The sequence below is a fragment of the Geminocystis sp. GBBB08 genome (genome assembly GCF_016743215.1).
In the GTDB taxonomy this organism is placed as follows: domain Bacteria; phylum Cyanobacteriota; class Cyanobacteriia; order Cyanobacteriales; family Cyanobacteriaceae; genus Geminocystis.
Window position 1 is genome coordinate 14,888 of record NZ_VRZC01000018.1, and the last position, 23,297, is coordinate 38,184.

Sequence of the window (23,297 nt, forward strand, 5' to 3'; positions counted from 1 at the left end):
CCCCTAAATGCCTAACATTGTACGAGCGATGGTAAAATAAATCAACACACCTAAAACATCAACAGCAGTAGTAATAAAAGGTGCAGACATCAAGGCGGGATCTAATCCAAAAGAACGGAATAGAAAGGGTAAAGCCGATCCAGAAACAGAAGCTAATACAGAAATACCAACTAAACTGATTCCTACGGATACCGCTACCACAGGATTTTTATGGGTTTGGGGTAAAAGATAAGCCCAAATTCCGGCTAAAACCCCCAAAATTAAACCTAATAATAGCCCGGCTAGAGCCTCCCGAAAAATTACCCTCACTGGGCCTAAATCATTCATTTCATTAGTACTTAAGCCCCTAATAACTACGGTAGAAGATTGAGTTCCAATGTTACCACCAGTGCCAGTTAACAAAGGAATAAAAGCGGCTAATATTGTTACTTGTTCTAAAACTTTTTCTTGCGCACCGATTATACCACCAGTTACTGTATTTGTAAGTAATAAAACGAATAACCATGTCACCCTTCTTCGAGCGATGGTAAATAAATTAGTTTGAAAGTAGTTATCACCGTCAGATTGCACTGCCCCTAAAGCATAAATATCTTCTGTGGCTTCTTGTTCTAAAATATCGATAACATCATCAACAGTGACAATACCGACTAATCGTAATTCTTTATCTACTACAGGCACAGCTAAAAAATCATATCTTTGAATTATTTTAGCTACTTCTTCTTGATCCATATCGGTTTTAACATAAACCACATCTTGAGTCATGATTTCCGTTAAAGTTCGACTAGGAGAATGTAAAACTAAATCACGGAGAGAAACGATACCGACTAAATGGCGGGAAGCATCAGTGACATACATATAATAAATCAACTCTGAAGCTTTGGCTAAAGAGCGAATGCGATCGAGAGTTTCTTCTACAGTTAAAGTTTGTTTAAGAGAAATATACTCTGGAGTCATAATACGTCCAGCCGTATCTTCTTCGTAGCCTAATAATAAATTAGTTGCCTGTCTTTCTGCGGGGCTTAATTGTTCTAAAATACGACTAACTACCGAGGCTGGTAATTCATCAAATAATCGTACTCGATCATCAGGGGACATTTTATCAACAATATCTAATACTTCTTGTCGTTTAAATTCTTCAATGAGAGACTGTTGTACAGTAGAATCTAAATGTTCATAAACTTCGATAGCTTCAGTTTTACTAAGTAATCGAAAAGCAATTAACTGCATTGATGGGGGTAAATATTCGATGGCTTCAGCTATATCAACGTGTTGTACAGGTAATAATAGAGCTTTTGCACCTTCAAGATTATTCCTTTCTAATAATAATCGTAATTGAGAACTAACTAATTCTCTCAATTCATGGCGAGAATCATTTTGTTGAATTATTGCATTATCGCTCACCAGTATGCCCCCCTAATAACTTCTTATTACGATAAATCTTTTAGCATCGACATTTAATTTTAACCTCTGTCTGCTTGAAGTGAAAATAAACTTATAACAATGATTAGATTTTAGTTGTTAGAAGTTAGGGATTAGATTTTAGATTTTAAGGATTAAATTTAGCTTAGATTTTTTGAGTTTTTAAAATTATACTAGAGTCTTAATTTATAAATTCAATCTTAAAATAACAATTTAGATAAAATTTGAGGACATAAAAGTGGGTTTTTTTGATCGTATTGCTGAATCACAGGATATGGGTATAGATTTAGGCACTGCTAACACCTTGATTTATATTCCAGGGAAAGATATTGTGTTAGATGAACCTTCCATTATCGCCATTGATGATGATAAAAATGAAGCCATCGCCTTTGGCAAAGAAGCACAAAAAATGTTAGGTCGTACTCCAAAAAATGTCAGAACCATTCGCCCCTTAAAAAACGGTGTGATAACTGATGTCAAAGAAACTGAGATGATGTTGAGAGGATTTATTAAACAAGCCAGAGGAAATAATAATTTAACTCGTTCTCGTATTATTATAGGTGTACCTAGTGGTATTACTACTGTAGAAAGAAAAGCAGTGGAAGAAGCCATGGAAACATCAGGAGCGATGGATAATATAGAATTTATTGACGAACCATTAGCCGCTGCCATTGGGGCTGGATTGCCGGTGGATGAGCCGGTAGGTAACATGATAGTGGATATTGGGGGGGGAACAACAGAAGTGGCAGTATTAAGTCTTCAGGGCATTGTTTTGAGTGATTCTGTAAGGGTAGCAGGAGATGAAATCAGTGAAGCCATCAAACGTTACCTAAAAAGATCTTATAATTTAATTATAGGAGAAAGAACTTCTGAACAGATTAAAATGAATATAGGTTCAGCTTATCCTATTGATGATGATCAGCAAGTAATGGAAATTAGGGGTTTAAATATTGTTTCAGGATTACCAAAAACTGTGACGATTACCGTAGAAGAAATTAGAGAATGTATCGCTGACACGGTGGAATTAATTATCGATACCATAAAAAAAATTTTAGAAGAAACTCCCCCCGAATTAGCCGGAGATATTATTGATAGAGGTATCATGTTAGCAGGAGGAGGTGCTTTACTTAAAGGTTTAGATAGCCTTATCGCTAATGAAACGGGAATTATCACTCATATTGCCCCAAATCCGCTTAAATGTGTTGTTTATGGTACTGGTAAAGTATTAGAAGATTACGAACGGTTAGGAAGGGCAAGTCGTAAGAAGTAGATATAAAAGAGGAGATTAGGTGATTAGAAGACTAGGAGACTAGGAGACTAGGAGACTAGGAGGTAATTGACTTAAATATTATTTCAATTGTTAATTGTTAATTGTTACTTACCCTTTGCCCTTGAAGAATTTATCATTATTATAATTACTATGAACTTAATCAAGATAAAAAATTATAGAAAAAAATATGGGTGCAAATGATTACAAAGATTATTATTCAGTATTAGGAGTTAGTAAAAGTGCAACGGGGGATGAAATAAAAAAAGCCTTTCGTAAATTAGCCGTTAAATATCATCCCGACAGAAACCCGAATAATAAAGCGGCGGAAGAAAAATTTAAAGAAATTAGTGAAGCCTATGAAGTTTTAGGGGACACAGAAAAACGCCAGAAATATGATCAATTTGGGCGTTATTGGCAATCTGCACCATCAGGAAGCCGACAATCTCCTTGGGGAAATGCTAGTAGTGGGAAAAATCCTAACCCTAATACCAATAATTTTGATTTTGGTAACTATGGGAGTTTTGATGAATTTATTAATGATTTATTAGGTCGTCCATTTGGTAATACTAACTCTCGCAGTGGGCGTTATGCTAATTCTGACTTTAACACTACGGGCTTCGGTACACAAACTCAATCAGCTAAAGGTAGCGACATCGAAAAAAATATTACTCTTTCTTATAGCCAAGCCTATCATGGTGTAGAAACTCAGCTAAATTTAGGCACTGAAACGATTAACGTTAAGATTCCTTCGTGGGCTAAAAATGGTACTAAAATAAGGTTAAGAGGAAAAGGACAATTAAATACTATGACAAAACAAAGAGGTGATCTTTATTTAAAAGTAGAGTTAAAACCCCATGATTTTTTTGAATTTGAAGATGATAAATTAGTTTGTGAAGTGCCAATTACGCCTTATGAAGCGGTTTTAGGGGGTGAAATTAATGTGCCCACTCCCACTGGAGAAGTTAAAGTTAAAATTCCTTCAGGTATTCGTCATGGGCAATCTTTAAGACTTAAGGGGAAAGGTTGGAGTAGTGCCAAAGGTGATTATGGTGATTTATTAGTCAAAGTAGCGATCGCCACTCCAAATAATGTTACAAATCAAGAAAAAGAATACTATGAAAAAATTAGAGAAATAAGTAAAGATAATCCTAGATCTCATTTAGATAAATTTAGCCTATGAAGAGTGGGGAAGTTAATAACTTTAGTTGACAGTTAACAGTTAATCGTTAAGATAGGTAATCAATAAATAAATAAATTTTAGACTTATTCATCGCTCATTGTTAATTATAAAGATGGAATCTTTAATTGCTGGACGTTATCAAATTATTAATACTTTAGCTCAAGGAGGCTTCGGGGAGACTTTTTTAGCCAGAGATACTCATATGCCGTCTCAACGAATGATTGTGATTAAACGTCTTAAACCAATTAATTCGCAACATCGGGTATCAGCAGAAGTCATTGAAGATTTATTCCGCAAAGAAGCACAAGTCTTAGAAGAATTAGGGCAACATTGCACAGAAATTCCGACTTTATATGGGTATTTTGTCGATAATGATCGATTTTATCTTGTACAAGAATACATTGAGGGTAAAAGTTTAGCGGAATTGGGAATTATTAGTTGTTCTCAATGTTTTGACATTTTATCATCATTACTGAAAACCCTTCAATATATTCACGGTAAAAAAATTATACATCGGGATATTAAACCTGAAAATATTCTGATTCGCAGTCGAGACAATAAACCTGTGTTAATTGATTTTGGCGCGGTAAAAGAAACAATGGGAACTGTTGCTTTAGGATCAGGATCAATGGTAAGCTCTGTTATAGTTGGTACAAGAGGATTTATGCCACCTGAGCAAAGTACAGGTAGAACTATGTATAGTAGTGACTTGTTTGCTTTAGGATTGACAATGATTTATAGTTTAACAGGAAAATATCCTATCGAATTTTCTAGTAACTCTTTAAATGGCCAATTAGAATGGTTTGATGATGTACCCAATTTAGATCCATTATTGCAAACAGTATTAGAAAAAGCGACCAAAATTGATTTAAGTCAGCGATATAGCACTGCCGAGCAGATGTATCAAGACTTATATTTAAGTGCAGTTAATACAGTAGCGGTAATTCCTCAACGAAAAAACACTCCTGTTGTTTCTTCCACTACTGGCATCGAATTGCCTACGGTTGCCGTCACCAGAGATCAAATTTATCAACAACCTCCTTCATTTTCTCCTGGTAAACCGAGTTATAATCCTCAATCTGACTATCAAGGGAGTTATACTCGTCAACCAATCTCGCAAGTGAGTTATAAACTACAACATGATTATCAAGGGAGTTATACTCAAAAACCTGTTAATGAAGATAGTAATATTGAGGAAAAGAAGAGAAATAGTTGGCTACCATTAATTTTGAGTGCAATAATAGCAGGGATTGCAGTGTCTGCTGGATTTCTTTTTACCCAATATATTCAACAAACCCAACAAAAATTAGCTAATATTGAACAACAAAAAGCTGAAACTGAAGCTAGACTAGCACAAGAGCAGAAAAAACTGGAAGAAGAAGCAAATAGACGAATAGAGGCAGAAAGGTTACAAAAACAAGCTGAATCAGAAAGAATGAGGGCGGCAGAAGAATTAAGACGGCAAGAGGAAGAAAAAACTCGTAATCAATCTCAAATTCAACCCCAGCCGGTGGTTAATAATCCGAATCCTGAATCAAATCCTGAATCAAATCCTGAATCTAACTCTGAATCGAATCCTGAATCAAATCCTGAATCTGAAATTATCAACAATGAAACGAAGCCTCTTAATAGTAATGATGCCATCGAAACACTACAAAAGTTTTATAACTTAGTATCTGAAAAAAAGTATGATCAAGCTAGAAATATATTTGCTAATCCTGACAATTTAGATCCTAATTTTTTCAATGAATTTAGTCAAGTAACGGTGGAAAATTTACAAATTGTGAGAGAAGATGAAAAATCTGTTACTTTAGTGGGAAATAACACCTATTATTATAAAGACGGATCTAGTCAAAAAGAAGAAAGAAATTTTACATTAGAAAAAATGGATGACTCATTTAAAATAACTAATTCTAATTTTCTGAAAGTAATAGAAAAAAGAAAATAATCAGGAATGGAGTTAAAAAGGTTTTTTAAGGAGAGTAAGGATTAGTGGCGTAATTCTTTGATTGTCTCATAACTTTGCACCCTTCTTTGTGTCTTTACGTCTTTGCGAGACATACTATTATAACTAATTAAATGAATCTAATATTACAAAATAGATTTAATCTATAATTAATTTTTGATAGCACTTTTCAAATTAGTAAAATATAGTCAAAATTTGTGGGCATTGCCCACTCTACTTTTTAATTTCTAATTCTCATGACTGACTTACAATGGATTTTAATTTGTGCAATTTTAGTATTTATCATGCAACCCGGATTTATGTGTTTAGAATCGGGGTTAACTAGAGCAAAAAATAACATTAATGTTGCTATCAAAAATTTAGCAGATTTTGGTATCTCAGTGGCTCTATTTTGGATGGTGGGTTATGGTATTATGTTTGGATTAAGTTGGGGAGGATGGTTAGGTACAAATAGTTTTTTCTTTGATGCTGGTAATGATTTAGAGTCAGGAGCATTTTTCTTTTTTGAAGCGATGTTTTGCGGTACTTCTACCACTATCGTATCAGGTGCAGTGGCAGAAAGAGTTAAATTCAGTGCTTATATTATCACTTCTATACTGATTTCTGGTTTAATATATCCTGTTTTCGGTCATTGGGCATGGAATGGCATGAATAACCATCAAAGTGATTTTACAGGATGGTTAGGTAGTATTGGTTTTATCGATTTTGCTGGGTGTACTGTAGTTCATTCGATCGGTGCTTGGGTATCATTTGCCCTTTTATTAATTATAGGTCCTCGTTACGGTCGTTTTTCTATCGAAAAAATTAATGGCTCAAATTTGCCTTTGTCGGTATTAGGAGTCATGCTGTTATGGCTTGCTTGGTTTGGTTTTAACGGTGGTAGTACTTTAGTTTTTGATAATCAAGTGCCACGAATTTTAGTTAATACTCTCATGGCTGGAGTTGGTGGTATGATTAGCGGTTGTTTTTTCGGTTGGCAAAAGTATCAGATTCCTGAAGTTGAGTTTTTGATAAATGGCACTATTGTGGGATTGGTTTCCATTACTGCTTCCTGTAATAGTGTTTCTGCGAGTGAAGCCTTTATTATTGGGGTGATTGGCGCTTATTTAATGTTGTTTATTAAGGCAAAATTAGAACGATACAAAATCGATGACGCAGTGGATGCAGTCGCAGTACATGGTGGTGGTGGCACATGGGGTATTTTGGCAGTAGCCTTATTTGGCAAACCTGAAATATTAGGCACTGGTTTAAGTCAGGGTAGTCAGTTATTAGTGCAATTATTAGGAATTTTAGTCTGTTTTCTCTGGGGTTTTGGGGTAGCTTGGTTATTGCTTAATCTTATTAATCGTTTCTTCCCTTTACGAGTATCCTTAGAAGAAGAAGATATAGGTTTAAATGTATCTGAACATAGAGCAAAAACTGCTGTCTATGATTTACTTACTGTAATGGATGAACAAGTTAAAAATCAAGATCTTAGTTTGCGTGTACCAGTTGAACCTTTTACAGAAATAGGACATATCGCAACTCGTTATAATCAAGTTATTGAATCTCTGGAAAAGTCAACTTCTCAACTTCAAGCGGGTAATTTAGAATTGGCAATTGCTAAGGAAAAAGCTGAGATTGCTAATCAAACTAAAAGTGTTTTTTTGGCGAATATGAGTCACGAATTGCGCACCCCCATGAATGCTATTCTTGGTTTTTCTCAAATTATGATGCGATCGCCTAATTTACCTCCTGATCACATAGAAAATACAACCATTATTAACCGTAGCGGTAACTATCTTTTAAACTTGATAAACAATATTCTTGATTTATCAAAGATTGAAGCCGGAAAAATGAGCTTAAATGAGAAAAATGTCGATTTTTATGTTTTATTAGACGAAGTTGAAGATTTATTACATTTAAAAGCGGAGGAGAAGAATTTACAATTAATCTTTGAAAGAAATGAAGATGTACCTCATTATATTTGTATCGATGAAACAAAATTGCGTCAAGTATTAATTAATTTAATCAACAATGGTATCAAATTCACCGAAGAAGGAGGGGTAAATGTCTTTATTTCTTTATCCCCTAAACCCTCTAAAGAAGAAGGAAAAATTTATATTCGTTTTGCTGTAGAAGACACAGGTGCTGGAATAGCGGAGAAAGATTTAGACAAAGTTTTTGAAGCCTTTACTCAAACAGAAGTAGGGAGAAATAGTCAAGAAGGCACTGGTTTAGGATTGCCCATTAGTCGTAAATTTGTGCAATTGATGGGAGGTGATATTAGTATTAAAAGTCAATTGGGTAAAGGTAGTATTTTTAGTTTTGATATTTATGCTAAGGTGGTTAGTGCTAGTGATGTGGAAATTGAACAACGTACTAATTCTCGTCATGTTATCGCCTTAAAACCCGGACAACCTTGTTATCGTATTCTTGTAGTTGATGATCGCCCAATTAATCGTTTATTAGTAATCAAACTATTACAACCATTAGGCTTTGAATTAAAAGAAGCGGCTAACGGTAAAGAGGCTATCGAAATTTGGGAAGAATGGAATCCTAACTTAATTTGGATGGATATGCGAATGCCGGTAATGGATGGTTATGAAGCGACACAATATATAAAAGGTACGATTAAAGGTAACGCTACTGCTATTATTGCCTTAACTGCCAGTGTTTTAGAAGAAGAAAAAGCGGTTATTTTATCCGCAGGATGTGATGATTTTATCAGAAAACCTTTTCGAGAATCCGTTATCTTTGAAGCAATGGCTAAACACTTGGGAGTAGAATATATTTTTTATGAACAAGAAAATCAAAATATAATCACCACAAATAATAAACCTTTAACTGTAGAAGATTTGCAAATAATGCCAAGTTCATGGATAAATGAATTATATCAAGCCTCAGTTGATCTGGATGATGATCTAATTTTAGAATTAATTGCACAAATTCCTCAAGAATATAATATTTTAATAGACAAATTAAACTACTTAGTTGATAATTTTGAACTAAAGAAAATCAGAAAACTAATAGAAAATTAATGAGGAATTAGGAATGACAAATGACAAATGACAAATCACCCCCTCACCAATGACGAATCACCCTATCAACTATTCACTATTCAAAATATGAATGACATAGACTTTAACTCAGAAGAAAACTTAATAGAAAGTATCTTAATAGTTGATGATCAACCGGCTAATTTGAGAGTATTATCAAAAATGTTGCAGGGGAAAAATTATAAAGTAAAAAAAGCATCTGATGGAGAAAGTGCGATTATTGCCGCTCAATCTAACCCTCCTGATTTGATTTTATTAGATATTTTAATGCCTAACATGAACGGTTATCAAGTCTGTGAAAATTTAAAAGCTGATAAGAAAACTAAAGATATTCCTGTTATTTTTATTAGTGCCTTAAGTGATGTTTTCGATAAAATAAAAGCCTTTAATGTTGGCGGTATTGATTATATAACAAAACCTTTTCAAGAAGAAGAAGTTTTAGCAAGAATTTCCACTCAATTAACCATTCAAACTCAACGCAAATTATTAGAAAAAGAAAGAGTTTTATTAGAAAAAGAGCAAGAAACCTTAAGAAAAGAAATCCGTCAAAGAAAAGAAGCTGAAGCAATTTTATATCAATCACGAGCCTTAATTTCAAGTATCTTAAATGCTTCTCTTGATGGTATCGCTGCTTTAGAAGCAGTAAGAGATACAAATACTGGAAACATAGTAGATTTTCGTTGTATTGTAGTTAATCCTGTCACCGCTCAAATTTTTAATAGTCAGCCTGAAGATTTAACAGGTAAATTAGTCTTTAAAAAATTTATTAATAAAATTAAACCCGAGTTATTTCCTGCTTTTATTAAAGTCGTAGAAACAGGCAAAGCCTTAGAAGAAGATATAAAATATATTTACAAAAATGAGCAAAAATGGTTTCATTTTATCGCTGTAAAATTAGGGGATGGTTTTTCTGTTACTGTTAGAGATATTACTGTGAGAAAAAAGCTAGAATTAAAGTTAAGTAAATTGGCAACTATTGATGGATTAACAGGAGTTTATAATCGTCATTGTTTTGATAATACTCTTATTCAAGAATGGCAACGTTGTGGTAGAGAAAATAAACCTTTATCTTTAATTTTATGTGATGTGGACTATTTTAAACCTTATAATGATATTTATGGACATCAACAGGGAGATTCTTGTTTAATAAAAGTGGCACAAACCATGGACAATATAGTTAAAAGATCATCAGATTTTTTAGCCCGTTATGGTGGAGAGGAATTTGCTATTATTTTACCTAATACTTCCTTAGAAGGTGCGGTAAATATTGCTGAAAAAATGAGACAAGAAATACTTAATTTAAAAATACCTCATGAAGGCTCAAAAATTTGCCAATATGTCACTTTAAGTTTAGGTGTTGCCTCTATTATTCCTTCCTCTAAATCTTCTTTGGCAATATTGATAAAATCAGCCGATGATGGATTATATAAAGCAAAAGATAACGGCAGAAATCAAGTAATATTTAACTATCATGAATTAGTAGTTAATAGTTAAAGTAAGGGCTTAATATATTAAACCCCTATCATAGTTGATAGTTGTAAAATAGGCATCTTACCCGTAATTCCTCCTTTTGTTATTTCCAGCAGCAACCCCTAAAATTATCTAATGACTTTAGAATCTATTTCGACACAACTTTATCAACTCCAACAATTAGCCAATCAATTAGTCAATAATCAACTCAATCAAGTAACTATTTTTAGTGTTGTGATTATTTTTCTCACAGGATTAATCACCAGTTTAACCCCTTGTATGTTGTCGATGCTTCCCCTCACCATTGCTTATATCGGCGGTTATGACAATAAAGGTAAGTTTTCTTCTTTTATTCAGTCTATTTATTTTGCACTTGGTTTAGCCACTACTTTAGCTATTCTCGGCATTTTTTCGGCATTACTAGGCAAAGTTTACGGGCAAATTGGTACTGGTTTACCTATCTTGGTGAGTGCGATCGCCATTATCATGGGATTAAATCTATTAGAAATAATACCCTTCAAATTGCCTAATTGGGATACGTCTAACTGGATAAAAGATCACTTTCCTAATAGTGTAAAATCTTATCTATTAGGGCTAACTTTTGGCTTAATTGCTTCACCTTGCAGTACTCCAGTTTTAATAACATTACTAGCTTATATTGCTAATAATAAAAGTTTTGTTTTAGGTACAGTTTTTCTTATTAGTTATGCAATAGGATATGTTTTTCCTTTAATTTTAGCAGGTACATTTACAGGAACATTAAAAAGTTTTCTAAATTTAAGGCTAATTACCCAATGGATAAATCCTTTAAGTGGCGGAATTTTATTAATATTTGGTATTTTTTCTTTAGCCTCTCGTTTTACTTTTAATTGATAATTATAACACTACGCACTAAAACTTAGGTTTTTATTAATTCCTAACAAGGCAAGGGGATGGGCACTCCTTGTTACCTCTTTGCCTTGACTCAAACGTTTATCTGTTGCCTCTTCTTTAGCCTTACCAATCAACTTAGATACAAACCTGCTTAGTGCTATATTTTACCAAAAAAATTATTATTTTTGACGAGAAAATTTAGCGTTGATTTTATTAAATAAAATCTCTAATTCTGGAAGTTTGAACTGCATACAAATTAACATAAAAATTATCACTGCTATTAAACTAGAAGTTAATAAATTTATTCCTTGTAATAATAAGCCGTTATCTCCCCAAAAAGAAATAAGTAAATTATTAATTCCCCAACAACTAAAACCTGAAATAATAGTTGTAATTATTAAACCAGAGAAGATAAAAAACCATTGTTTTAATGGTAAGCCATTTAAACGTTGATGTAAGATCCAAATTAAGGCTATTATGGAGAAAATATTAACGCTGATCGTAGCAAATACTAACCCTTGAGTTTCAAATTTTTTAACTAATAAATAATCTAAAATAGCATTGATAAAAATATTAATAATGCTAACCTTAAAGGGAGTTTGCCCATCACCTAAAGCATAAAAAACTCTGACGATAACATCCCTAGCTAAATAGAAAAACATTCCCACACCATAGGCAAATAAAACTGGTGCAACGATGGCAGAATCTCCTGATTTAAAAACTCCTCTTTCATAAATAATTTTGACAATAGGATTTGATAAAGCCATAAAAATAGCGGTGAGGGGAAACATAGTTAAAGCTGTTAATATTAAACCCTGTCTAATTCTGAGTTTCAATTCATCCCAATTTTCAGGTGCGGCTAAACGAGAAAAAACTGGTAAAAATGGCACTAAAATCATATTAGAAATAATGCCCAAAGGAGTTAAAACGATAAAGTTAGCGTAACGCATTGCCGCCGCTGCATTTTCGAGATAAGAGGCAAAATATAAATCTGTATAAACATTTATATGCAACATTCCAGAAGAAAGAGTTGCTGGTGCCATCACTTTCATCACATCGTTAACCCCTTCTCTACCCCAATCAAAACGTAATTTTAAAGTACTAATACCTAATTTTATTTGTGTAACTTGTTGTGCTAACCATTGCCAGATACCCCCAGCAACCGTTGTACTTGCTAACATAATACTACCAAATTGGAGATATTCAGGGGCATTAATTTTGTCTCCTAAAAATAAAAATAAACCGCCAACACCAATTACAATAGTTAGACTGGAGAAAAGTGGACTTATACTTGGCAGCCAATATTGATCTGAAGCGTTTAAACTACCAAAACCGATGCCTATTAATCCTGCAAAAACTGCTAAAGGTGCCATGATTTGGAGTTGTAAAATTGCCATATCTCGCACACTTGAGTTTAATCCGGGGGCTAATAAATCAATAAATTTATCGGCATAAATCACTAAAATGACGGTGAAAATGAGTAAAATAGTGCTAACTAAAGTAGTAATAGTTTCAATTAGTGGTGCAGCTTCTTTTTGCTCTCTTTTTGCTAAAACACTGACTAATGAACTATGAAAAGGTCCATTAATACCACCTAAAAGAATTAATAAAAATCCGGGGATAACATAAGCATAGGCATAAGCATTAACAACAGCCCCAACTCCAAAGGCAGCAGCGACAATTTGCTCTCGCACTAAGCCAAATACTTTGCTGATAAGGGTTGCTACCGCTACAACTCCAGCGATTCCGGCTAAAGATTTTTTACTTTTATTATTTGCATTCACATTTTAAGAGAAATAATTGCATGATTTATTATCTATCAAAACAGCATAATAATTAAAGTTCTTCAAAAAATAGACATCCCTGCTTTTACAGTGCTTTTCACATGAATAAGCTACATTTTTTATTTCTCGCAAAGACGCAAAGGAGCAAAAATACTAAAGCGAGAATCCAAAGTGTGGTTTAAGGAAGTGATTTCTGCTGTAATTAGTGGCTGCTGAATTAATCAGGAAACTATAAGAATCAAGGGTAAAGAATTTAGAATTTACCATTGCCCATTGCCTATCCTCATCAAAATACTTTTTGACGCACCCCTAATTACTGATTCTTAAGCACTGTATTTGCCCGTAATTGCCCACAAGCTGCATCAGCTTCTAAGCCACGAGAATAACGCACACTAACCGCTATATTTTCTTGTTTCAAAAGGTTTAAAAATTGGTTAACTCTTTCTTTTGAAGGGCGTTTATAATCAACTTCCGAAATAGGATTATAAGGGATAAGATTAACATGGGTTTGAAATCCTCGTAAATGTTGGGCTAATTCTTGCGCGTGTTGAGGTAAATCGTTCACTCCTGCTAGTAAAATATATTCAAATGTCACTCTTCTTCCCGTTATTTTGACATTCTCTCGACAATCGGCTAAAAGTTGTTGTAATGAATAATGATTGGCACTAGGAATTAATTTCTCTCTGGTTTCCTGATTGGAGGCGTGAAGACTGACGGCAAAAGTGATTTGTAGCTTATGGTGGGCTAATTCTCGGATTTTTTGCGGTAAGCCTACCGTAGATATTGTAAGCGATCGCTGACCAATACCAATATCTTCGTTAATAGATTTAATGGCAGGAATAACTTCAGGTAAATTCAACAATGGCTCACCCATACCCATAAATACCACATTAGTCACCCTTTCACCAAAATCATTTTGTACTGTCAAAATTTGATCTATAATTTCATGGGCTTTAAGATTACGAGTAAATCCCCCTTTTCCAGTGGCACAAAAATCACAACCCATGATGCAACCGATTTGGGAAGACACACACACCGTTAATCTTTTACTGGTAGGAATGCCTACTGCTTCGACAATTACATCATCGGCTAATTTTAATAAATATTTGCGAGTTTGATCAGGGGCAATGCTATAGTGATGAATAGCCGATCGACCAATAACTGCATTTTCTTGCAATTCTCGCCATTTTTGTGGAAAAACCGTCATATCAGCCCAAGAAGTTGCCCCTTTTTCGTATAACCACTGATAAAGTTGTTTTCCTCTATAGGAAGGTTGCCCTTGTTGAGTAATCCATGAGGTTAATTCTGGTAACGATTTGCCTAATAATACTTCTTGAGTTGCCATAATTAAGATACTTTTTGATCCTGATAAAACACTGAAAATCCTCGATCTTTTACTATTATAAAACTAGAGTAGGTAAAAAAAGAAACTGGAACTAAATCCTCCTCATTATCTGATTCTTTGGAATTTTATTAACATTGTTTAGAGATGATTTTTTGATAACCATTTATTTAATAAATTCTCTACTTGTTTTAAAGAAAAAGGTTTAGTTAAATAATCACTCATCCCTACGGCTAAACACTTTTCCCTATCTCCTTCCATAGCAAAAGCTGTTAAACCAATGATGGGCAAATTTTGAGTATCTTTATTTAATCTCAATTTTTTGGTGGTATCATAACCGTCTAAAATTGGCATTTGACAATCCATAAAAATCAAATTATAATTATTCTTTGCTACTTTTTCAAGACATTCTTGACCATTATTTACTACATCAAAAGAATAGCCTAATCGCTTCATTACTTGCATAATAATTTTTTGATTTACTTTATCATCTTCTACGATTAAAATATGAGCATATTCTTTGATAACTTTATTTTTCCCGACAGTCTCAACGGTACTAATTTTATGGTTAATAATAATATTTTCTTCAACGTTTAAGGGTATGGTAAACCAAAATGTTGAGCCTTCATTGACTATACTTTCGACACCTATTTCTCCTTCCATTAAATTTACTAATTGTTTACAAATAGCTAAACCTAAACCAGTGCCTCCATATTCACGAGTTGTGGAGGAGTCAACTTGAGAAAAAGATTGAAATAGTCGATTATAATTAAATTTTGCAATCCCAATTCCAGTATCTTTTACAGCAAAATAAACTGTTACTATGCTATTATCTTTAGGTGTTTTGTCTAATTTTTTTGCTATTAATTTAATTGAACCTTTTTGAGTAAATTTTAAAGCATTACTAACTAAATTATTAAATATTTGCCTAATTCTAAAACTATCACCTTGATATACTTTGTCTAAATCAGTATCAATTTCATAAGTTAATTCAAGGTTTTTTTGTTGTGCTTGATACCTAAAAATTTGACAAGTTTCTTTGATAAACTCATTAAGATTAAATATTTCAAAATCAAGTTCAATTTGCCCCGCTTCTAATTTTGATAAATCTAAAATTTGATTAATTAATCCTAATAAAATCTCGCCACTATTTTTAATAGTTTGCACAAAATCTAAAGATTCTTCATCGAGTTTATGATCAGAAAGTAAATCTGCCATGCCTAATATTCCATTCATAGGAGTGCGAATTTCATGGCTCATATTAGCTAAAAATGCACTTTTTATTTTCGTTGCTTCTTCTGCTTTTTCTTTCGCTATTTTTAATTCTTTTACTAATAATGCTTGTTTAATTCCAATGGCAATTTGTAAGCATAATTCTTCTAAAAAATCTATTTCATGTTCTTCCCAAATACGAGGTTTTTCGCAATGATGAGCAATAAATAAACCCCATAATAATTTATCTTTTTTATTAATAATAATTGGTAAGGCTAAAATTCCTTTTACATTTAAACTTTTTAGTAGTTTTAAATGACATTTATCAATATTGGCTTTATCAATATCACTAATATTTTGTTTACGACAATTAAGAGAATAATCGATTTTACCATCATTTTGAAAATAAGTATCTTTTACTACTAAATTAAGAATCGAATTATATTTATTATTATAAGATTCGGCTACAACTTGACCACTATCATCTTGATTAAACTCAAAAAAAAGTACCCGATCACATCTTAAAAATTTTCTAATTTCTTTGACAGCAGTATTAAGAATTGCCTCAATTTCTATCGATTCACGAATTTTTAAAGAAATAGTAGCCAATAATTGTTTATAAGATTGATTTCTAACGAATTGATACTCTAAAGAAGTATTATTGAGCATGAGAGTATCAACTTTTGTCCGTAAAAATTCTACTGTAATATTATCTTTTTTCCAATAGTCTTTAGCTCCTTTTTTGATAATTTCTACTACCATTTCTTCATTTCCTTGCTCCGTCATGACAACGACAGGAATTTTTGTTAAATCTAAAATATATTTTAATTCATCTAAAATTTCTAGTCCATTAGCATCAGAAAGAGAATAGTCTAACAAGATTAAATTAGGAGTTATTTCTTTACAAAGTTGTAATAATTCTTCTCCAGTTTCACACTCAAAAATTTCGTGATTTTTATAATTATCTCTTAATAAATAACGAATATAAGTATGATGATTTTGTTGAAACTTTTCAGCAATAACAATTTTATTAGGAGTGAGAGAAACTGATAGATTTTGTATATAATCATCAAAAATTTTATGAAGAGAATTATGTAATTTTTCTGCTGTTATTTTTGATTTAATTAAATAATCAGTTGCACGATCTTGCATCAAGTTAAGAGCTATTTTTTCATCACCGTGTCCTGTTAAAATAATGATGGGAATTTTGTGATTTGGTTTTAAATAATGAAGAGAATCTACAATATCAAAGCCATCCATATCAGGTAAGAAAAAATCCAATAAAATTAAATGAATATCATTTGTTTCACATATTTGTAACGCTTCTTCTCCCGTTTCAGCTTCTAAAATATTATATTTATATTTTCGATCTTTTTTTAAATAACGACGATAAACTTCTCTATCTATAATAAAATCTTCCACAATTAAAATAGTAAAAATTAAGTCGCTATTTGACATAGAAATTTATGTTAATAATCAATATAAAATGATTTTTTGATTGGATCAATGTTAGTGAGAAGGTAAAATAGAAACATAAAACCAATATTCTAATAAAGATTGAATCATTATCTTCATTTTATTTAAGTCCATTGGCTTAATAATATAAGTATTTGCTCCTTTTTGATAACAAGTTTGAATGTCATCAGGATTAGAAGAAGTTGTAAAAATAATTACAGGAATAGTTTTCAAAAAATCATTTTTTTTAATTTCTGTTAACACTTCTTTACCATCTGTACCGGGTAAATTAAGATCTAATAAAATCAAAGATGGACGAGAAAAAATAGAAAAATTTTGATATTTTCCCCGATGATAAAGATAATCTAAGGCATCATCACCATCATAACAACGATAAACGGGATTATGAAAAGATAATTTTTGTAAAAAACGGCTGAAAACTGCAAAATCAGTATCACTATCTTCTACAACCAAAAGATGATAGCGTGAGTCTTGAATGGATTCCCTTAAATTATCTGTCATCAACAAACTTTTCCTTTAAAATAATCGATCTACTGAATTTGAATAAATAGTATAGAAAAATACTTTTCCCTAAATTTATCATTAATACATCACCTATGGGAGAGTAAAATAAAAAGTTGTGCCTTCACCATAGACTGATTCTAACCAAATGTTACCTCCGTGACGCTCAATAATCCGTTTAACAATGGTTAAACCAACACCGTTTCCCCCACCGTATTGATTTTGTCCATGTAATCTTTTAAAAATACGAAAAATAGTATTAAAATGTTTTTCTTGAATACCCATACCGTTATCTTTGATATAAAAAATAATTTTTGATTTTGCTATTTCTATTTCTTTTTGTTCAGTTAAATAACCAATTTCAATTACTTTTTGCTGTTGATGATTATATTTTAATCCGTTAGTAATTAAGTTAGTTAATAATTCTTCTATTAAAATAGGATCTCCTTGAGTATTTGGCAAGGTTTTTGAAATAATAATTTCCCAATTTTTTTCCTGATAAGATGCTTTTAACATCTTGGTTATATTATTGATTAGATTTGTTAAATTAATTGGTTTAATTGTTAAGCCTGTACGCCCAATACGAGAATATTCTAATAAAGCTTCTATTAATCCCTCCATCCGTTTAGTCAAAGACAATAAGGTGTTTAATTTATCTTTACCATCTTGATCTAAAATATTTTCATAATCTTCTAATAAAAAAGTAGAATAATTATAAATACCTCGTAATGGTTCTTTTAAATCATGGGATGCGATATAAGTAAAAGCATCTAATTCTTGATTTATAGTTTGTAACTCTAAATTTAATGAAGCTAATTCATCGGCTTTTTGTAAAATAATTCCTACTACTGCATTTTTAAACTCTATGGCTTCTTGAATTTCGTATTTTTGCCAAGGTAATGACTGAAATTTTACTTTTTCTTGCCATTCCTGAAAAGAATTTCGAGGAGATAAAGTGATACCATCAGCTTCAATTTTAATTGAGTTATAAGGATTTCCGGCCCATTTTACTGTTTGAATAACTTCGCCACGAAACCAGATAATATAATAACGAGTAACTCTGGTTAAAGTTAATAATAAAATACCACTAGCAACGTCTTTAAATCCTTGAGCTTTTTCATAAATTTTGGATAAATTATTAGTATAATAAATATCATTTTTAGTCTCGATTTCCAAAAAATCTATTAAATGATAAATCTCTTTTTCTGAAGGAGTTTTACCAAATAAAAAAAGTTCATCATCAGCACAAATTGCAACTCCATTACCATTAACTAAATTTTGAATTTGCTCACCATTATTAATTAAACTATCAATTAAATTAGTGGATTTAGATAAAGAGTTAATTAAATTAGTTTGAATATTTTTGAGACTGATTTTATCATTAAGATATTCATTTTCTTCTTTAGCAGGTAATTCAATTGACATTATCTTTCCTAAAAATTCACAAACAGTACGAATATCATAAGGTACATATTTAGGGCTGTAATTATGACAAGCAATTAATCCCCATAAATGATTATTATTAATGATAGAAATTGTCATAGAACTTTTGACTCCCATATTTTTTAAATATTCTAAATGACATGGAGAAACACCTCGTAAAACTGAATAACTTAAATCAAAAATTTCGTTAGTTTCTGGATGATTTAGAAGCAAAACAGGCTGATAATAAACATCGGGAATTACTCGAAGAAAATTGAGACTAAAAAGATACCTCGCTTTAAGAGGAATATCAGTTTCTGGGTAATGTAAATTAAAAAATGAGTCTAAATTTTCTCTTTTTGCTTCGGCGATAACATGACCATATTTATTATCTTCAAAACGATAAATCATCACTCGATCAAATTCAGTTAATTTTCTAATTTCTGCAACAATAATTGTGGATAATTCCATTAAATTTTTAGTTTTTTGCAGCTTTTTTATAATGTTATTAGTAACTTGATAAAATTGAAAAAAATTAGAACTATAGGATTGATTTATTATTTCTAATTCTAAAAAAATAAAATTATTAAAACTATGAATAATTCCTTGAAAAAATTGTTTTTTAATCTTTAAATCTAAAGGATTAATATAATTAAAGTCTTTCTTTAAACAGTTAGTAATAGCTTCAACTTGTTTCTCATTTAAAAGTAAAGAAATGTGCTTATTTATTAAATCATTAGGCTGATAACCTAACCATTTTTCTGTATTTTGACTAACTTGACAAATAGTTAATTCTGGATCATTTAAAATAATTAAAACACCATGGGGTTGAATAGTACCGAGTAATTGAATTTCTTGATGATCATAGTTCATAATTTTAATATTTTGAGTTATTAATAGTTATAATTGAGTATACTAGTATTTATAAAAATACAATTAAATTTTAATTAAGTTGTGGATTGTGAAACGCCGATGACTAAGTTATAATTATAAATTAGTTTTAAAATTACAATAAAATTCTAGTAAGGAGGCTATTAAATGACCCAAGTGGTTGTAGGACAAAATGAAAATATAGAATCAGCTTTACGTCGTTTTAAAAGACAAGTTTCTAAAGCAGGAATCTTCGCCGATATTAAACGTCTGCGTCACTTTGAAACCCCTATTGAAAAGCAAAAACGCAAAGCCGTTGCCCGTCGCAAAAAACGCTTTCGTTAAGTAAAATCTTAGGATTAAAAGATTAGTAGTTAGATAATTATTTTTATTTACATTCATCAATAAATAAGGTAAGGTGATCATAAAATTGACCATAGGCAATGATTTTTGTATTATTTGACTTCAATAAAAACATTGTCAAAAAATTGGATTGTTGAATATTGTTTTGCGTAAAAGAATAAGAGCAAGTCACAAAGTTTAAGTTAAATCTTAAATCACAAGACTTGCTTTTTGATTGTTAAGAAATCTTTACAAAATAAGTAATTATGATTGATAATTGGCATTAAAACTTAAAGATATGTTAAATTTTATTTAGCAAGTATTAAAGTCACAACCATCGTTGAAGATGTTATTCCTTGCTACAACGTCATGATATAATTCCATTGACTAAAGTATAACTATAAGTCCTCAACAAAACTGAGATTTATCGTTATTAAACTGATTAAAAAATCACTGTACATAATAATTCCTAAAAGTTCACGGCTTAATGTTTACTAAACAAGTAACCGATTCTCCTGTTTATAAATGGTTTAACGATCGCCTAGAAGTAGATGCGATTTCCGATGATATTAGTAGCAAATACGTTCCCCCCCACGTCAATATTTTTTATTGCTTAGGCGGAATTACTTTAACTTGCTTCTTAATTCAATTTGCTACGGGGTTTGCGATGACGTTTTATTACAAACCTACCGTTACCGAAGCCTTTACTTCCGTTCAATTCATTATGAATGAAGTTAACTTCGGCTGGTTAATTCGTTCAGTCCATCGCTGGTCAGCTAGTATGATGGTGTTAATGTTAATTCTCCATGTGTTCCGTGTTTATTTAACGGGTGGTTTCAAAAAACCTCGTGAGTTGACTTGGATTGTGGGTGTAACTATGGCAGTAATTACCGTTTCCTTTGGTGTAACTGGTTATTCTTTACCTTGGGATCAAGTAGGTTATTGGGCCGTTAAAATCGTATCTGGCGTACCTGCGGCTATTCCTGTCGTTGGTGATCAAATGGTAGAACTTTTAAGAGGTGGTGCAAGTGTAGGTCAAGCTACTTTAACCCGTTTCTATACTATTCACACCTTTGTCTTACCTTGGTTAATGGCAGTATTCATGTTATTACACTTCCTCTTAATCCGTAAACAGGGTATTTCAGGTCCGTTGTAAATTCCTTGACAATTTTGTCGTAGGTTGAGTTAAACAACTTGCAACCCCATTAAACCAGTAAATTAGTTTACTATTTAATTTGGGTTTAGTGACTTCAACCCAACCTACATAATCAAGATAAAATAAAAAAATATTTGGCTTTTTTTGTTCCATCTTTCTTCCTTTAGGAGATAACTACACACTATGTCCAACCCTAACTCTCAGTTAATCAAAAAACCTGATCTCGATGATCCAAAATTAAGAGCCAAATTAGCTCAAAATATGGGTCATCATTATTATGGTGAGATTGCATGGCCTAACGATATTCTCTATATGTTTCCTGTCTGTATTTTAGGTACTTTAGGTTTAATCGTTGGTTTATCTATTCTTGATCCTGCTATGATTGGCGAACCTGCTGATCCTTTTGCTACTCCTTTGGAAATTTTACCTGAATGGTATTTATATCCCGTATTCCAAATTTTGCGAGTTTTACCTAACAAACTTTTAGGTATTGCTTGTCAAGCAGCTATTCCTTTAGGTTTAATGTTGATACCCTTCATCGAAAGTGTTAACAAGTTCCAAAATCCTTTCCGTCGCCCTATTGCGATGACTGTATTTTTATTTGGTACTGCCGTAACTCTTTGGTTAGGTGCTGGATCTATTTTCCCCATTGATAAGTCTTTAACTTTGGGTTTATTCTAATTTTTGATTTGCAAGTCAAAATTATCAAAATCAAGTGTCTGTGATGGCTTTAAGGCTCTTTAAATGATGAGTTTTTAGGCGATCGCAGACCTTTTTCGTGAACATAATTTATAATAAAACTACTTAAAAATCGGAGGTAATCGTAATGGTAGCCGAATTAATCAAAAACAAAACAAATTTATATGAGACTGACTATAATCTTTGGATATTAGAAACAGTTAAACAACTAGAAAATAAAAATTTTAACGCTGTTGACTGGGAAAACTTAATTGAGGAGGTTTTAGACTTGAGTGAACGCAAAAGAAGAAAAATGACAAGTTTATTAATGAAATTGATAGAACACCTACTAATTTTACAATATTGGGATTCTGAAAAAGAAAGAAATAAAAGTCATTGGGAGAGAGAAATATTGAATTTTCGATTGCAAATCATGGAAGAATTAGAAGATAGTCCTAGTTTAAACAATCACCTCAATAATAAGTTTTTTGACTGTTATCTAAAAGGTTGTAAATTGGCTTCCAAACATTTCCAACTACCTCTTGATAGATTCCCCGAAAAGCCGATCGCCTCTCTTGAACAAATCTTAGATGAAAACTGGCTTCCCTAAACTCACCCTAGTTCTACAGAAAAAAAAGATAAAGAGTAAGGCAGATGGACAAGTGCCCAAGAAGACAGGTAGAAAAATTCCTAATATTCGATGCACTTTAAAATAATTTTATTGACTCACAAAAACATAATCTCTCTAAACATTGCACCCTTTTCAGTTTCAATAAAAAAGGACTTACAATTAAAATTATCGATCAAATAGAGGTCAAATATATGGTAGTTCAATTGAAAACTGAAAACAAAAGTTTGTACGATACAGACTATAATCTCTGGGTATTAGAAACCGTTAAAAGAATAGAAAATCATGATTTTAATTCTGTTGATTGGGAGAATTTAATTGAAGAGGTATTAGATTTGAGTAAAAGGGATAAAAGAAAACTGGAAAGTTTATTAATGAGATTGATAGAACATCTCTTAAAATTGGGCTATTGGGAAACAGAAAAAGAAAGAAATAAAAGTCATTGGAAAGGGGAAATCCGTAATTTTCGTCTTCAAATTAAACGTCTATTACAAGATAGTCCCAGTTTAAAGCTTTATCTTAGAGATATAGTTGAAGAATGTTATCAAAATAGTCGTAATATTGTTTGTGATAAATCTCAACTCCCCCTCCATACTTTCCCCAAAAACCCGATCGCATCTCTTGAACAAATCTTAGATGAAAACTGGCTTCCCTAAACTCACCCTAGTTC

Annotated in this window: 17 protein-coding genes; 11 read left to right on the forward strand and 6 right to left on the reverse strand. The window is 31.9% G+C overall.

Annotation, left to right across the window (positions count from 1 at the left end; translation table 11 throughout):
- Window positions 1-3: 3 nt before the first annotated feature.
- Window positions 4-1,401 (reverse strand): magnesium transporter, encoded by a 1,398-nt coding sequence (mgtE, locus tag FWJ34_RS04090; protein ID WP_308254055.1) that lies wholly within the window; start codon window positions 1,399-1,401, stop codon window positions 4-6.
- A gap of 256 nt (window positions 1,402-1,657) precedes the next feature.
- Between mgtE and FWJ34_RS04095 the strand changes: the two genes are divergently transcribed.
- The 6 genes from FWJ34_RS04095 to FWJ34_RS04120 all read left to right on the forward strand — a co-directional run bounded on the left by FWJ34_RS04095 (window position 1,658) and on the right by FWJ34_RS04120 (window position 11,216).
- The gene (locus FWJ34_RS04095; protein ID WP_308254056.1) at window positions 1,658-2,689 is read left to right on the forward strand and encodes a rod shape-determining protein; all 1,032 of its coding nucleotides are present in this window, start codon (window positions 1,658-1,660) and stop codon (window positions 2,687-2,689) included.
- A 187-nt stretch (window positions 2,690-2,876) separates the two neighbouring features.
- A complete protein-coding gene (locus FWJ34_RS04100; RefSeq protein WP_308254057.1) occupies window positions 2,877-3,869 on the forward strand; it encodes a J domain-containing protein in 993 nt (330 codons plus the stop codon).
- A 112-nt stretch (window positions 3,870-3,981) separates the two neighbouring features.
- Entirely contained in the window at window positions 3,982-5,817 is a 1,836-nt protein-coding gene (locus FWJ34_RS04105; protein WP_308254058.1) for a protein kinase domain-containing protein, read from the forward strand.
- Window positions 5,818-6,071: 254 nt separating this feature from the next.
- Window positions 6,072-8,855: an ammonium transporter gene (gene amt / locus FWJ34_RS04110; RefSeq protein ID WP_308254059.1), complete on the forward strand. Its 2,784-nt coding sequence runs from the start codon at window positions 6,072-6,074 to the stop codon at window positions 8,853-8,855.
- A gap of 27 nt (window positions 8,856-8,882) precedes the next feature.
- Window positions 8,883-10,367 carry a diguanylate cyclase gene (locus FWJ34_RS04115; protein ID WP_308254060.1) on the forward strand — a complete coding sequence of 495 codons (1,485 nt, stop codon included), beginning with the start codon at window positions 8,883-8,885 and terminating at the stop codon, window positions 10,365-10,367.
- Between the two features lie 111 nt (window positions 10,368-10,478).
- Complete coding sequence (locus FWJ34_RS04120) at window positions 10,479-11,216, forward strand: cytochrome c biogenesis protein CcdA (RefSeq protein WP_308254061.1); 738 nt, start codon at window positions 10,479-10,481, stop codon at window positions 11,214-11,216.
- 179 nt (window positions 11,217-11,395) lie between these two features.
- On the opposite strand, the gene murJ is transcribed toward FWJ34_RS04120, so the two are convergent.
- The 5 genes from murJ to FWJ34_RS04145 form a co-directional block, all read right to left on the reverse strand.
- Complete coding sequence (murJ, locus tag FWJ34_RS04125) at window positions 11,396-13,000, reverse strand: murein biosynthesis integral membrane protein MurJ (protein ID WP_308254062.1); 1,605 nt, start codon at window positions 12,998-13,000, stop codon at window positions 11,396-11,398.
- Between the two features lie 313 nt (window positions 13,001-13,313).
- Entirely contained in the window at window positions 13,314-14,345 is a 1,032-nt protein-coding gene (rlmN, locus tag FWJ34_RS04130) for a 23S rRNA (adenine(2503)-C(2))-methyltransferase RlmN (RefSeq protein WP_308254063.1), read from the reverse strand.
- Window positions 14,346-14,483: 138 nt separating this feature from the next.
- Entirely contained in the window at window positions 14,484-17,012 is a 2,529-nt protein-coding gene (locus FWJ34_RS04135) for a response regulator (RefSeq protein ID WP_308254064.1), read from the reverse strand.
- A gap of 51 nt (window positions 17,013-17,063) precedes the next feature.
- Window positions 17,064-17,531: a response regulator gene (locus tag FWJ34_RS04140; RefSeq protein WP_308254065.1), complete on the reverse strand. Its 468-nt coding sequence runs from the start codon at window positions 17,529-17,531 to the stop codon at window positions 17,064-17,066.
- Between the two features lie 93 nt (window positions 17,532-17,624).
- Window positions 17,625-19,826, reverse strand: a complete 2,202-nt coding sequence (locus tag FWJ34_RS04145; RefSeq protein ID WP_308254066.1) for an ATP-binding protein — start codon at window positions 19,824-19,826, stop codon at window positions 17,625-17,627.
- Window positions 19,827-19,991: 165 nt separating this feature from the next.
- Between FWJ34_RS04145 and rpsU the strand changes: the two genes are divergently transcribed.
- From rpsU to FWJ34_RS04170, 5 genes are all read left to right on the forward strand, one after another.
- Window positions 19,992-20,168 carry a 30S ribosomal protein S21 gene (rpsU, locus tag FWJ34_RS04150; RefSeq protein ID WP_066347499.1) on the forward strand — a complete coding sequence of 59 codons (177 nt, stop codon included), beginning with the start codon at window positions 19,992-19,994 and terminating at the stop codon, window positions 20,166-20,168.
- Window positions 20,169-20,652: 484 nt separating this feature from the next.
- Complete coding sequence (petB, locus tag FWJ34_RS04155; RefSeq protein WP_308254067.1) at window positions 20,653-21,321, forward strand: cytochrome b6; 669 nt, start codon at window positions 20,653-20,655, stop codon at window positions 21,319-21,321.
- A gap of 183 nt (window positions 21,322-21,504) precedes the next feature.
- Window positions 21,505-22,002, forward strand: a complete 498-nt coding sequence (gene petD, locus FWJ34_RS04160; protein WP_308254068.1) for a cytochrome b6-f complex subunit IV — start codon at window positions 21,505-21,507, stop codon at window positions 22,000-22,002.
- A 145-nt stretch (window positions 22,003-22,147) separates the two neighbouring features.
- Window positions 22,148-22,609 carry a DUF29 domain-containing protein gene (locus tag FWJ34_RS04165; RefSeq protein ID WP_308254069.1) on the forward strand — a complete coding sequence of 154 codons (462 nt, stop codon included), beginning with the start codon at window positions 22,148-22,150 and terminating at the stop codon, window positions 22,607-22,609.
- A 212-nt stretch (window positions 22,610-22,821) separates the two neighbouring features.
- Complete coding sequence (locus FWJ34_RS04170; protein WP_308254070.1) at window positions 22,822-23,283, forward strand: DUF29 domain-containing protein; 462 nt, start codon at window positions 22,822-22,824, stop codon at window positions 23,281-23,283.
- The last annotated feature ends 14 nt before the right edge of the window (window positions 23,284-23,297 follow it).